We start from the raw sequence: 13,828 nt of genomic DNA on the forward strand, positions 1-13,828 counted from the left end.
TATTTCGCTTTTTTCTGGATTCCTGCCTACGCGGGAATGACATAACATATCCTTTTTTCACAGTTTGAGTTATACTGTCAAAGATAGTATATAGAGATTTTAGTAATATCAAGAAAAAACTAATATTATTGAGAAAATTTAATAGAATTTTTATATTCTTTATTGAGTGCTTTAGTTGCCCAAAGCCAGGTTAAGCAAGTAATTATAAATATAATCATTAAACAGGTGGAAATAGATTGATAACTAGCGGAAGGTAATATTATAAATACCAATGATTGTAAAAATGCACTACCAGATTTACCGAGTTTTGTACCTATCACGTCGGCAGCAGCTTTGCCTTTTATTTTTATTTCCGGATCTAAAGGAACATAGGCCATTTCTTTTGTTGAATCAAATAAGGTATATTTGCTTGATTTACTAAGCACATTTTGAATAGCACCTATTGTTATAGCAATTAAAGCAGGATCGGTTAGAATAAAATTTGCTATTATTAAGCCGGCAAATCTTTCAAAATTATTAACGGCAAAAAATAATATACCGGTAATAAAAACTATTAAAGGGGTGATAACAGCCGCCGTAAACCAGCCAAGTCTTCTAACTATATTTGAACCAAGTATGACAAATAAAATAGTAAATACTCCGGTATAGCTCAAATAACTTCCTATAAAAGCTGCATATTCGGTTGGAGTTTTATAAATTTTAGTAGCTGCTGCTTTCCAAGGACCTTCTACTAAATTAATGGCAATGCCATAGCAGATAAGCAAAGTTGCAATTAATCTAATATGTCTTGACGATAGAAGCATCTGAAAACTTTCGGCAATAGTCATAGATTTTTTCTTTGCTTTAAACCTGAGTAACGCCATATGCTCTTTGTCTAGTACTTTATGATTAAGCAACCAAAAAGTTTTAATAGCTATTATTCCTAAAATTAATACTATAGTTAGTATAATTTGTATAGAAAGTGTATGAAAAGACGATTGCAATGCAAATTTATTAGTTACGTAATCATTAATATTACTTAGATTTTCTAAAAACTGCCCTGCTAAATAAATACCTGTTTGACTAAGTAAACCGAATAACGGATAAAATCTTTTAGATTCTTCTACTGTAGTAATATTATTAACAAACTGCCAAAAAAGTAATGCGAAAACTACGTTTGGCCATAATTCGGCTATTATATAAAATAACGAAAAACTCCATTTTGATAAAAGCCATATAAACCATTTTAAATTAGGTAAACTTGCAGTTAAATTTTGAACGGTTACAGGACTGAAATGCAGCATTTCATGATTTGGAAAAATAACGTAAGCAAAAAGAGCAAAGAATGTTAAAAATATTGATATAATAAGATAAAATATATTTTCTGCTTTCATCTTATTAACAAGCTTTACATATATAGCAGTCATTAAAAAAGCTGACGGCATCACTCCCCAAAACTTCAAAAACGAGATAATCTCGGCACCGATCATAGTAGTAACAATACTATCTTTTAAAGCTCTGATTAGATTTTGGATAAATAAAATACAGAACATTAATAAAGTGATGAATAAAAATTTAGAAACTTCATGGCGTTTTATAGGCCAGATATAATCGGTAAGTTTAGAAAAATAGCTATTGATTTTAGAGGAAGAATTTTCTATATTACTGGGGTTAATCGTCATTTTATTTGGTCTAACCTATCTTGCTATTGGCTAGAGTTATATATTAAAGATTGTCTAAATTTAAGTCAAGTTAAAATCACATTAAAATGAGTAATTATTGGTTAAATATTTATAAACCAAGAGGTATAAGTTCTGCTCAACTTGTTAGCATAGTAAAAAAAATACTTGGTAAAACCAAGATAGGACATGCCGGTACTTTAGACGTAGAAGCGGAAGGAATATTACCGTTTGCCGTAGGTGAAGCTACAAAACTGATACATCTGCTAATTGATGCTAGAAAAACCTATATTTTTACCGTAAAATTCGGAATGCAAACCAATAGCGGCGATTGTGCCGGTAAAGTAATAGCAACGAAAGATTGTATCCCTTCTCAAGAAGAAGCTTATGCCGTATGTTCTAAATTTATCGGTAACGTAACACAAATACCGCCGGCTTTTTCAGCTCTTAAAGTTAACGGTGTAAGAGCTTATAAATTGGCTAGAGAGGAAAAAAAAGTAGAATTAAAGCCACGAAATATAACTATTTATGATCTAAAATGTTTAAATTTTGATGAGAAAAATGCTACCGCTACATACTATACGGAATGCTCAAAAGGTACTTATATAAGGACTTTAGCAGAAGATTTGGCATTGTCCTTGCAAAGTTTAGGATTTGTGATAGAATTACGCCGTACTCAGGTTGGAATATTTAAAGAAGAAAATGCTATCCGAATTAAATCGCCTGACGAAATTACCAAAAATGCCCTAGAGGAAAAAAGTATAAAGATAGAAGCAATACTGGACGACATCCTGGTTCTTGATGCAACTGACAGCCAAGCACAGCAAATTAAATATGGACAGAAATGTTTATTTAATTATGAAAAAGACTTTAGACATCTTGCCAAATTTGCTTATAGAGAGGAATTTAAAGGAAACACGGAACGCAGCACCACAGCGTACACTTTAGTACGTGAGGATTCGAGTACCGGATTGACGTACAAATTACCTCTAGAAGTAGAGTTTGGCAAGATGTCTGTTGATCTTTTGTGGGTTCGCTATAAAGGCACTTTGCTTGCAATAGGTAGCTTAAACAAGAGTTGCTTTAATTCTTTACGAGTATTTAATTTAACACAAGACTTCTTTTAAAACTGGAAGTCTATAATATATTTAAGGAGAAATTATCGATGTCGATTACTACAGAACGTAAACAACAATTAATTAAAGAATATGCTATAACGGAAAATGATACCGGTTCAAGTGCAGTGCAATGTGCTATCTTAACTGAAAGAATTAATAATTTAACCGAGCATTTTAAATCTAACCATAAAGATCATACTTCAAGACGCGGATTATTAATTTTAGTTGGGCGCCGCCGCAGATTACTTAACTATATTAAAAAGAATAATGTTAGCAAATATTTAGATTTAATAAGTAAACTAGGAATTAGAAAGATTAAGTAGTGGGATAATCGTCATTGCGAGCAGCCGTAGGATGCGTGGCAATTTCGTCAAATATCCTGAGATTGCTTCGTCGAATTACTTCGTAATTTTCCTCGCAATGACGTGGTAGAATACAATAAAATATAAATTATGACATGAGATAAATAGATGTTTAACGAAATAACTAAGAGTGTTACATGGAACGGGCAAGTTCTTGAGCTTAGTACAGGTAAAATAGCAAGGCAAGCTGACGGGGCAGTTACGGTAAAAATGGGTAATTCCGTTTTATTATGTACGGCAGTAGTAGCTAACAAAGCAAAAGAGGGCATAGGTTTTCTTCCTTTAACAATTAATTATAGAGAAATGGCATATGCTGCCGGTAAGATACCAGGGGGATTTTTTAAACATGAGGGAAAAGCATCAGATAGAGAAGTTGTAGTATCTCGTTTAATAGATAGACCGATTAGACCATTATTTCATCCGGCTTTTGTGAATGAAACGCATGTAACTTGCAGTGTTCTTTCATATGATCCTGAAACTCCGGTAGATATACTTGCAATTATCGGTGCATCGGCTGCACTTAGCCTATCCCCTGCTCCTTATCTAGAAATAGTTGCGGCAAGTAAAGTAGGTTTAATTAATGGTGAATTTGTTTTAAATCCGACACTTGCATTATTAAAAACAAGTCAGCTTGATTTAGTAGTTGCAGGAACATCAGATTCAGTAATGATGGTTGAATCGGAAGCTCATTTACTTTCTGAAGAACAAATGTTAGAAGCCGTAAAATTTGGATTTGAAAGCTTTCAGCCGGTAATAAAGATAATTAAAGAACTAGCAGAAGAAGCTAAAAAACCAAAACTTGAAATGCAAGCTTTATATCCTGCTTCATTAAAGAAAGAAATTGAGAAGTTATTTGTAAAAGAAATTGAACAAGCTTTTGCAATTAAATCTAAACAAGAACGTAGCACTAATTTAGATTTAATACATGAAAAAGTTCTTACACATTTTGTAAGCGACATAGAAAATAAAAAATATAGTAATTATCAAATCGAATCAGCTTTAAAAGCTATTGAATCAGATATATTACGTAACGAGATTTTAGAAAAAAATAGACGTATCGATGGAAGAAGTACCACGGATATAAGGCAAATTGCTTGTGAAATAGGTTTACTACCTTCCGCACATGGTTCAGCTTTATTTACTAGAGGTGAAACGCAAAGCTTAGTTAGTACTACATTCGGTACTAGTTTAGATGAGCAGATAGTTGACAGTTTAGAGGGTGAGTATAAAGAGCGTTTTATGCTCAATTATATCTTTCCGCCCTACTCTGTAAATGAAGCAATGCCAATGAAAGCACCTAGTCGTCGTGAAGTCGGACACGGTAAACTCGCATGGCGTGCTATTAATCCAATATTACCTAATAAAGCACAATTTCCTTATTCTATTAGAGTAGTTGCCGAAACTACGGAATCTAACGGTTCTTCTTCAATGGCAACTGTTTGCGGTAGTTCTCTTGCTTTAATGTATGCCGGCGTACCGATAAAAGCACCGGTTGCGGGTATTGCTATGGGACTTGTTAAGGAAGGTAAAAATTTTGCCGTATTATCGGATATTCTCGGCGATGAAGATTATTTCGGTGATATGGACTTTAAAGTTGCAGGAACTAGCGAAGGGATGACTGCATTACAAATGGATATCAAAATATCCGGAGTAGACTTTAAAATAATGAAAGTAGCTTTAGAGCAAGCACGACTCGGTCGTTTGCATATACTGGAGCAAATGAATAAAGTTATCAGTAAACCAAATAACGAACTCAGTAAAAATGCTCCTTCTACTACTACTATAAAAATAGATAAGGATAAAATTAGAGATATTATAGGACCGGGCGGTAAAGTAATAAAGGAAATTTGTGAAACTAGCGGTGCTAAAATAGATATAAGCGATGACGGTACGGTGTCTGTTTATGCTTCAGATAGAGATAAGCTAAAAGTTGCCTTAGATAAAATTAAAGCTATTGTCGTTGAACCTGAAATCGGTGAAATATTTAACGGTACGGTAGTGAAAGTCTTAGATTCCGGTGCTTTTATTAATTATGTAGGTAATAAAGACGGCTTTGTTCATATTAGTGAAGTATCAGGAGAAAGAATAGAAACGGTTAGCAGTGTTTTAAAACAAGGCGATATAGTAAAAGTTAAGCTAATAGGCTTTGATAATAAAGGCAAAGCAAAATTAACTATTAAAAATGCCGATAAAGATAAATCTTCAAATAATACAAAGCCAAAAACCAATGTTAATAATACTAAGGACAATTCAGAACCTGAGCAGCGACGTGATTCTAGTAAAAAACGAGCTTGGAATGAAGATAATAATGCTGAAACTGCTGGAGTAATTACAGAACGTAAGTATTTTAATTGATATGAAGCTTAATCGTCATTGCGAGGAAGTTACGAAGTAATTGACGAAGCAATCTCAGGAGTTTGTTATTATTTCATGAGATTGCCGTGTAGCCTACGGCTGCTCGCAATGACGGTTCGGGTATCCACAAAAATAGCTCATAATACTAATAATTTGCTGGATACCGTGGACAAGCCACGGTATGACAATGAGTAAATAAATGACCAACACAAATAATTACCGAATTATCGCAAAGAGGGTTATTTCTAGTGAAGCAAGTGCTTTAGAAAAATTATCCGAAAATATCCCTGAAGACTTTAACAGAATTATAGAATTTTTACTATCTTTCAAAGGACGGATAATCCTAACCGGCATAGGCAAAAGCGGTTATATTGCAAGAAAAATAGCTGCTAGCTTTTCTTCAACCGGTATGCCTGCTTTTTATTTACATCCGGCAGAAGCAAGTCACGGCGATTTAGGTATGGTGACGAGAAATGATCTAGTAATTATGTTATCTAATTCCGGCGAAACTAAAGAACTATTTAATATAATTGAATATTGCAAGAACTCTTCCATAAAAATTGCTGCAATGACAATGAATAAAAATTCTACTTTAGCTAAAAGAAGCGATTTTTTATTAATAGTACCTGAATACCCAGAAGCTTCTGTAATTGGAGTTCCTACTATATCATCTTTAATCATGCTATCACTTGGTGATGCTTTAATGACTGTTATACATGAAAAACGAGGCTTTACTAAAGATGATTTTAAAATTTATCATCCGGGAGGTACAATCGGCGCTAATTTAACAAAAATTAAAAACCTAATGCGTAGCGGTGATGAAATACCTTTAGTATATGAAGATACTTCCTTTGCCAAAACTATAATTATTATGAATAAAAAACGTTTAGGTTGTACGCTTGTAACAGATAAAAACCAAAATTTGGTGGGAATTATAACCGATGGGGATTTACGTCGTCATATTAACGATCAAATTCACTTAAAAACAGCATCAAGCATTATGACCAAAAACCCTATTCATATCTCATCGGAAATATTTGCAAAAGAGGCGTTAAATTTAATGAAAGCCAAGAATATCACTAATATACCGATTGTTGATGATAATATTATTATAGGCATTATTCATATTCATGATTTACTACGCATAGGGGTTAGCTAAAATCTATGCCCTCTTCTTATAAACTGCGAAAAAAAATTTGGAAATCTGTATATCTTTTAATAACAGTTGGAATTTTATATATAGGGTATATATTAATTAAAAGCGGTTATATTAATGAAAAAAACGATATTAACGTAAAAAAAAGTTTAAAAGACAATAAAAATTTTGATTTAAAGTATAATATTATATTGAAAGATTCAATTTTTGAAGGAGTAAATAAAAATTTAAATGCGTATAAGATTAAAACTGAACGAGCTATAAAAGAGTCGAATAACAAATATAAACTATATATAATAAATGCTATTTACAACGTAAATCAAGACCAAACTCTTATTATCAATGCGAAAGAAGGCTTTTTAGATGAAGAATCAAGCATATTAGATTTAAAAAACGATGTAAAACTTTTTTTTGATGAGATCATATTTAACACTAACGATGCAAGGATTGATTTAGTAAATAAGAATATAACCGGTCATTCCCCTGCTAAGTTACTTTACAAAAACTCTTCAATTACTTCGGATAGTTTTAATACACAAGATGAAAATAATATTATAATTTTTAAAGGCAATGTCTCTACAATCATCGATTTATCGGATTAGACATCTTGCCAAACCAGCTTATAGAGAGGAATTTAAAGGAGACATAGAATGTAGCACCGCAGCGTACAAAGAAGTACTTGAGGATACGAGTACCGATTCGACGTCTAAATTACCTCTAGCAGCGAAGTTTGGAAAGATGTCTATTATTAAACTTGTTTTACTTCTTATAATTAGTACTATAATATATGCTAATGATAAAAATATTTCAAATTTACATATCACATCTGATAGTTTAATTATTGATAGAACCAAACAAAAAGCAGCATATCTTGGAAATGTTATTGTTTACTTCGATAATGCGATACTTAGAACGAAAGAATTACATATTTTTTATAAAACAATAGATGAAAAGCAAACTATTGATCATATAGTTGTCCCTACTAAATTGACTGTAGAAAGAAAAATAAATAATGAATTATTACTTGCAGATAGTGCTAAATATTTTTGCGATAATAAACAACTTATTCTACTTGGTAATGTAATATTACAGCGTGACGATAATGTTTTAAAAACTAATAAACTAATCTACTATGTAGATATTATTAAAAAATAGAGCTATTTACCGTTGGTACGTCATTGCAGCAAGCGATTGCAAGAAGTGTGACAATCCCAGAAAATAATTAAAAAAATGCTAAAGATTAATATTTTTAACTGGATTGCTTCGTCAATTACTTACGTAATTTTCTTGCAATGACGTTGAAAATTAATCCACGCAACAAAATCTTAACAAATAAAAAAGATGGACAGCTTACACGTTAAAAATATATCAAAATCCTACAAAAAAAGGAATATATTAACTGATATATCTCTGAATATAAAACAAGGAGAGATAGTTGGTTTATTCGGTCCGAATGGAGCCGGTAAAACAACTTGCTTTAACATTATTATCGGTTTAATGAAACTGGACTCAGGGCAATTACTTTTAAATGATATAAATATTACCAACTTGCCTATTTATTTACGAGCAAGGCTTGGACTCGGTTATCTTCTTCAAGAACCTTCGATATTTCGGGAATTGTCGGTTGAAGATAATATTAAGGCTGTAGTTGAGATATCTAACAATGATAAAGAAGTAATTGAACAAAAAACCCATAATTTGTTAGAGAAGTTTTCGATAGTTCATTTAAAAGATTTATCCGCTGCTAGCTTATCAGGCGGTGAAAGGCGTAGGCTTGAGATTGCACGTGCACTTGCAATAGAGCCTAAATTTATCATGCTTGATGAACCACTTGCCGGTATTGACCCGCTTGCTATTTCCGATATTAAAAATCTAATTACTTATTTACGTGAATTTAATATAGGTATATTAATTACCGACCATAATGTACGTGATACTCTAGATATAGTCGACCGTGCTTATGTTATTTTTGAAGGTAAAGTATTATTAGAAGGAAGTGCTAAGGAAATAGCAAATAGCAAGAAAGTTAAGGAAGTGTATTTAGGTGAGAGCTTTAGTTTCTAGACTATGCAAATTCGTCATTGCGAGCGACTTGCAGGTGTTGTTGCATGGATTGTTTTATGTCATTCCCGCCTACGCGGGGATAACATTGAGTAGGTTTTCCGAGCCATGCAACAAGGCTCTTTTGTAGGAATGACATAAGAGCCATGTAATAATATTCAAAACAGTTTTCTATGCAAATTAACAAAGAAATTTTTAGGGCTTATGATATAAGAGGCAATAGCCTTAAAGATTTAACGGAAGAAGTAGCTTATAAAATCGGCTTTGGTTTTGCCGAGATGACTATAACGAAAGATAACGATACAATCTGTGTCGGTTTAGACGGTCGGCTTAGCTCCCCTACCCTTTGTAAAGCTTTAGAACTAGGATTAACTAATGCAGGGGCTGAAATCATAAATATTGGCGTAGTTCCAACACCAGTTTTATATTTTGCCGATAAACACTTTACGCCCGCCGGTAGTATTATGGTCACGGGGTCACACAATCCTCGTGACGATAACGGCTTTAAAATACTACAAAACGGTAAACCTTTTTTCGGTGATCAGATACAGGAGTTATTGACTAAGATTTTGGATTACTACTCCAATACCACACCAGCATCCCCTTATGTCATTCCTGCGAAAGCAGGAATCCATAATATACAATCTAAATACCTAAAACGTATTTTAGATGGAATAAACATTAATCCAAAATTAAAAGTGGCTTGGGATTGCGGCAATGGAGCAACTGGCGATATTGTTGAAGAACTTAAAAATCATCTCTCAAACAAGAATATAATCATACATAGTAAGATTGACGGGAATTTTCCAAGCCATCATCCTGATCCTACAAATCCTGCTAATTTGCAGGAGTTAATAAAAGTGGTTAAAGAACAAGATTGTGACCTTGGTATAGCTTTTGACGGTGACGGTGATAGAATCGGCATTATAAGCTCAAGCGGTAAAATATTATTAGGTGATCAAATTTTATGCATTTTTGCTGAGGATATTTTAAAGGAAAATCCAAACGCAACTATAATAGTTGATGTAAAAGTCAGCCAATTTATAGTTGCTAAAATAAAATCATATGGAGGACATCCTATAATATGGCGAACAGGTCATCCTTTTATTAAAAGCAAAATGCTTGAGACAAAGGCTTTACTCGCTGGCGAAATGAGCGGGCATATATTCTTTGCCGATAAATATTTTGGTTTTGACGATGCAATTTATGCAGCTCTTAGATTTTTAGATTTACTTAGTAGAGCAAGTAAAACTCTAGATGAGATAATAGAGGATGTACCGAAAAGCTATAGTACACCGGAAATTAAAATTTTTGTTCCTTCAGAGTTAAAATTACAAATTATTAAAGAGATTAAAGAAAAATCATTAGAAGAGAAAATAGAGTTTAATGATATAGACGGTGTACGAGTAAATACTGCACATGGTTGGTGGCTCTTGCGTAGCTCTAATACTGAATCTATTATAGTTGCAAGGGCTGAATCAGATAGTAAGAATGGTTTAGAGGAAATAATCACTATAATTAATAAATATCTTGAAAAATACGGGTTATTAATTAATTATTAAAACATTATTGCTTTCTAAAATATTATTTTATATATTTTTCTTACATTAAATTAATATAAAGAAAAATAATATGTTAAAAATCTCAAATATCAATCACTCATTTGTTGATACTAAATTAGTTACAATAACGCCAATAGGTGTAAATACATTAAATATTAACATTGAGGCACCATTAGTAATAAAACATAAAGACCTTGAGCCTACTGATAATCCTCTTAACAGTGACGTAGCCGCATCTAACGGTTTAAATAGTCTGACCATTGACTACAGTGATGCGGGCTTATTTAGTGGTCCAACTATTAGTTATGACAACAAACTTGGTACAATAACATTGAGTGGACCAGCAGATAGTAATGCTAATACTGACACTTTAGGAAATACTAATGAAACCGTTTAAGGGTATGAGGTCATTCCTGCTAGGCGTTGTTACATGGATAGGTTTTTCCGTCATTGCTAGGAGTTGCGTTAGCAACGACGCGGCAATCTCATAAGATAATATAAAAAAACTCCTGAGCTTGCCACGCCAGCATAAATGCTGGCTTGCAATGACGATACAAGTTTGTATTTATTAGTTAAACAAGTGACAAAGAAAGAAATATACTCAAATGATTTGGAGCATGGGAATGTAAAACGAGGAGCGAGTACGCACAGCCTATATTTAATAGGTGATCCGAAGTGTTGCAGAAACAATTCTTCAAAGCAGAAGAGTATAATTATATTATGCGGGCCGACTGCTAGCGGGAAGTCTTATTTAGGTCATGAACTGGCTAAAGCTTATAACGGCGAAATCATTAATATCGACTCAATGCAGGTTTATAAGGAAATTCCTATTATTACCGCCTCCCCTCCGAAAAGCTACAAAACTGAAATCTTGTATCACTTATATAACTTCTTATCAATGACAGAAGATTTCTCGGTAATAAAATATCTAAAACTTGCGACAGAAAAAATAAAAGAAATAACCGACAGGGGTAAGCTACCTATATTAATAGGTGGAACGGGTTTATATATTAATTCTTTAGTTTTTGGCTATAATAATATTCCTGATATATCAGCAGATTTACAAGAACAGGTAAGAAATTTACATGTTAAAATAGGCAATATAGAATTATGGAGTAAATTAGAGAAGTTTGACCCGCTTGCTGCTTCTAAAATAAACCAAAATGATACTCAGCGTTTAATTAGAGCTTATGAAGTATTCATGCAAACCGGTAAATCTATTTTTTCTTTTCAAACTTTGCCAAAAGAACAAATCTTATCTGATTTTAATTTCAAAATTATTTTCTTAAATCCTGAGCGAAAGTTTTTATATAAAACATGTGATGAGCGTTTAGATAAGATATTTAAAGAAGGGGCAATTGACGAAATAGCTTTAATAAAAAAGCAATTTGCTCCTAAAGATTATACGAATTTGAAAGCTGTAGGGATAAAAGAAATTTTAGCTTATTTAAACGGCAATCTCACTTTAGATGAGGCTTTAAATGCAGCTCAAATACGAACCCGTCAGTATGCTAAAAGACAAGTTACTTGGTTTAAAAATCAGATACAAGATAAAATCACATTGGAATATGCTAACCAAGAAGAATTTACTCAAACTTTAAAAAACCCTTTTAAAATTATATAGCTTATCTACGTATTGCTTCTTTCTTTTTATTATTGGAAATAGGAGTAATGGAAAGTGTATTTGTCTTAGGTCCTACAATATTAAGCTTACTATTTAAATTTGAGACGATACTTTGTGCTTCTTTAATACATCAGCCGGAACTTTATTTTCTAATTCTGGTTTCTTATCAGATTTTTGATTAAAATAACCAACTCCTGCTTTAACAACATTTAGTATTTGTTTAATAATATTCAGTGCTTGTCCTTCTTTCCAAACTAAACTACCTATACTAGTAGCAACATTAATATATTTTTTATTTTCAATATTTTCTAAGATTGGAATCAGCTTATCCGGTTGATTGAGCATAGGTGTTAGTATACTATATAATTCTTTCTTATCGAGCTTATTTATACCGGGTACATCTTATCTAAAATACCTGTAAATATTTCCTTATTATCGTTTAAATATTTTTTGATCTCGGGATTATCTTTAGTTAACATTACCAATTCTTTAGCTATTCCCGTATAATCACCTTTAACAAATCCATCAAAAACCTTTTTTAATTATTCAGGATTATCAAGTAATATAGGCATTACATTCGTAAGTTTTGTAGTATCTTTTGTTTCTAGTCCATAATTTTCAAGCTGCTGTTTATAGTGTGGCTATTTTTTTTCATTTTGCTCTAAAATGCCTTTAATTAAATTATCGAATAAACCCTCTTTACTTTGCTCTACTAATATATTTTAACTTAAATGAAGGTTCGTTAAAAGCAGTAATTACACGGCTTGTTACGGTCATATCATCGCCTTTATTTATATCTGTAATAATAGCATGTGCAATTTCCGGTTTGGACATAACTTCACCTACTATACTAAGCATTTGTTTATCGAAATTATATTCTTGCGTTATGCTTTGTATATTCGGAGTATTTTCAATAATAGCTGCGGCAATATCTGGTAAGACTGTTTTATTATCAGCAAAAAAACTTTTTAATTTATCGTCACCCGCTACCATTTCTAAAGATTTCTCGCGAGCCACCATTACTCCTTGATTTGCATTCAGAGTATCAAAAATCTCTGTTGTTTCAGGCATTTTATTTAATATAAGTAGGAATAGTATCTACATCAACTTTATAGCTTTCAAAATATTCTTTTAAGAAAGGTTTAGCTTGTTCTTTAGTTTCTATTAAGAAACCTTCTATAATTATTTATTTTTCAGGAGATAATTTATTAAACCTTTTTAGAGCATTAAGATTGTTTATATTTTCAGCCAGATCTTGTTTAAACTCAGGATGTTCATTAAATATTTTTATAACTTTTGCATATGTGTCATTTACTTTGAGGTTTTTGTAATATCAAAAGCTTTGATATAGTCGCTTGGAAGTATTTCAGTTATGTAATTCGCAATATCGTTACCTTTTTCATTAAAAAATTTTCAGCAATTTTTATCCGTGGATAACATTCCTAATGTTTTAGCAGTTACTTTATTATAGTCCGGTACTTCTTGCTTTATCTCAAGTGCAATTTCTTGAAGGCTTTTAAGTAAAGCATCATTTTTAAAACATTCTTTTAGTATTTCGAGTCCCTTTTCATCTAAAGCACTCTTATCTTGAAATTCTCTAAAACCTGCTTTTGCTAAGATTTGTCCTATTTTTGGTAAATCATCGGCATGCTTTTTTAGAAAATCCTATATTTCGGATTTTTTAAGAACAGATTTTTGAAACTTTGAATCTATCAGAGGAGCTTGCAAGTTTAACAAGATTATAACTATTTACGGGATTAGTGAAGGCAAACTTCGCACCTTTTAATAATGCTCCTATACTAACTGGTAATATTTTTTCTTTGGAGATGCAAGGTCATAAATAAAGCTTGTCAATGCCTTTCTGCATCAGTAGAAGATAATGTCCTTTTAACAGTTTTATTAAAATTCTTTAATTTAATATCTTTAATGGAA

11 protein-coding genes and 1 pseudogene are annotated in these 13,828 nt (G+C 32.2%); 10 read left to right on the forward strand and 2 right to left on the reverse strand.

From position 1 onward, the window contains the following. Positions 1–125 precede the first annotated feature (125 nt). Positions 126–1,661 (reverse strand): NTP/NDP exchange transporter Tlc4, encoded by a 1,536-nt coding sequence (gene tlc4 / locus RSIB_RS05375; protein WP_004995670.1) that lies wholly within the window; start codon positions 1,659–1,661, stop codon positions 126–128. 86 nt (positions 1,662–1,747) lie between these two features. On the opposite strand from tlc4, the gene truB reads away from it, so the two are divergent. From truB to miaA, 10 genes are all read left to right on the forward strand, one after another. Continuing rightward, entirely contained in the window at positions 1,748–2,785 is a 1,038-nt protein-coding gene (gene truB, locus RSIB_RS05370) for a tRNA pseudouridine(55) synthase TruB (RefSeq protein WP_004995672.1), read from the forward strand. A 38-nt stretch (positions 2,786–2,823) separates the two neighbouring features. Beyond that, on the forward strand, positions 2,824–3,099 hold the full coding sequence (rpsO, locus tag RSIB_RS05365) for a 30S ribosomal protein S15 (RefSeq protein ID WP_004995678.1): 276 nt from the start codon (positions 2,824–2,826) through the stop codon (positions 3,097–3,099). Between the two features lie 147 nt (positions 3,100–3,246). After that, positions 3,247–5,493 carry a polyribonucleotide nucleotidyltransferase gene (pnp, locus tag RSIB_RS05360; RefSeq protein WP_004995679.1) on the forward strand — a complete coding sequence of 749 codons (2,247 nt, stop codon included), beginning with the start codon at positions 3,247–3,249 and terminating at the stop codon, positions 5,491–5,493. Between the two features lie 199 nt (positions 5,494–5,692). Beyond that, complete coding sequence (locus RSIB_RS05355; protein WP_004995680.1) at positions 5,693–6,652, forward strand: KpsF/GutQ family sugar-phosphate isomerase; 960 nt, start codon at positions 5,693–5,695, stop codon at positions 6,650–6,652. Positions 6,653–6,657: 5 nt separating this feature from the next. Then, positions 6,658–7,251 carry an LPS export ABC transporter periplasmic protein LptC gene (lptC, locus tag RSIB_RS05350; protein ID WP_004995681.1) on the forward strand — a complete coding sequence of 198 codons (594 nt, stop codon included), beginning with the start codon at positions 6,658–6,660 and terminating at the stop codon, positions 7,249–7,251. Between the two features lie 136 nt (positions 7,252–7,387). Then, a complete protein-coding gene (locus RSIB_RS05345; RefSeq protein WP_410527971.1) occupies positions 7,388–7,804 on the forward strand; it encodes an LptA/OstA family protein in 417 nt (138 codons plus the stop codon). A 186-nt stretch (positions 7,805–7,990) separates the two neighbouring features. Beyond that, positions 7,991–8,713 (forward strand): LPS export ABC transporter ATP-binding protein, encoded by a 723-nt coding sequence (lptB, locus tag RSIB_RS05340; protein ID WP_004995684.1) that lies wholly within the window; start codon positions 7,991–7,993, stop codon positions 8,711–8,713. Between the two features lie 170 nt (positions 8,714–8,883). Beyond that, complete coding sequence (locus RSIB_RS05335) at positions 8,884–10,272, forward strand: phosphomannomutase/phosphoglucomutase (protein ID WP_004995686.1); 1,389 nt, start codon at positions 8,884–8,886, stop codon at positions 10,270–10,272. Between the two features lie 70 nt (positions 10,273–10,342). Continuing rightward, positions 10,343–10,669 carry a hypothetical protein gene (locus tag RSIB_RS05515; protein ID WP_016728192.1) on the forward strand — a complete coding sequence of 109 codons (327 nt, stop codon included), beginning with the start codon at positions 10,343–10,345 and terminating at the stop codon, positions 10,667–10,669. 135 nt (positions 10,670–10,804) lie between these two features. Then, positions 10,805–11,896 carry a tRNA (adenosine(37)-N6)-dimethylallyltransferase MiaA gene (gene miaA, locus RSIB_RS05330; protein ID WP_004995687.1) on the forward strand — a complete coding sequence of 364 codons (1,092 nt, stop codon included), beginning with the start codon at positions 10,805–10,807 and terminating at the stop codon, positions 11,894–11,896. 171 nt (positions 11,897–12,067) lie between these two features. Here miaA and RSIB_RS09515 read toward each other — a convergent pair. After that, positions 12,068–13,824 (reverse strand): annotated as a pseudogene (locus RSIB_RS09515) (pentapeptide repeat-containing protein); the annotation flags it as partial. Between the last annotated feature and the right edge of the window lie 4 nt (positions 13,825–13,828).

The sequence above is a fragment of the Rickettsia sibirica 246 genome (genome assembly GCF_000166935.1).
GTDB lineage: Bacteria > Pseudomonadota > Alphaproteobacteria > Rickettsiales > Rickettsiaceae > Rickettsia > Rickettsia rickettsii.

Coding starts and splice junctions, on each gene's coding strand:
- truB (WP_004995672.1), top strand. CDS start 1,748: ATGAGTAATTATTGGTTAAATATTTATAAACCAAGAGGTATAAGTTCT.
- tlc4 (WP_004995670.1), bottom strand. CDS start 1,661: ATGACGATTAACCCCAGTAATATAGAAAATTCTTCCTCTAAAATCAAT.
- lptB (WP_004995684.1), top strand. CDS start 7,991: ATGGACAGCTTACACGTTAAAAATATATCAAAATCCTACAAAAAAAGG.
- rpsO (WP_004995678.1), top strand. CDS start 2,824: ATGTCGATTACTACAGAACGTAAACAACAATTAATTAAAGAATATGCT.
- RSIB_RS05355 (WP_004995680.1), top strand. CDS start 5,693: ATGACCAACACAAATAATTACCGAATTATCGCAAAGAGGGTTATTTCT.
- pnp (WP_004995679.1), top strand. CDS start 3,247: ATGTTTAACGAAATAACTAAGAGTGTTACATGGAACGGGCAAGTTCTT.
- miaA (WP_004995687.1), top strand. CDS start 10,805: ATGCTGGCTTGCAATGACGATACAAGTTTGTATTTATTAGTTAAACAA.
- RSIB_RS05515 (WP_016728192.1), top strand. CDS start 10,343: ATGTTAAAAATCTCAAATATCAATCACTCATTTGTTGATACTAAATTA.
- lptC (WP_004995681.1), top strand. CDS start 6,658: ATGCCCTCTTCTTATAAACTGCGAAAAAAAATTTGGAAATCTGTATAT.
- RSIB_RS05335 (WP_004995686.1), top strand. CDS start 8,884: ATGCAAATTAACAAAGAAATTTTTAGGGCTTATGATATAAGAGGCAAT.
- RSIB_RS05345 (WP_410527971.1), top strand. CDS start 7,388: ATGTCTATTATTAAACTTGTTTTACTTCTTATAATTAGTACTATAATA.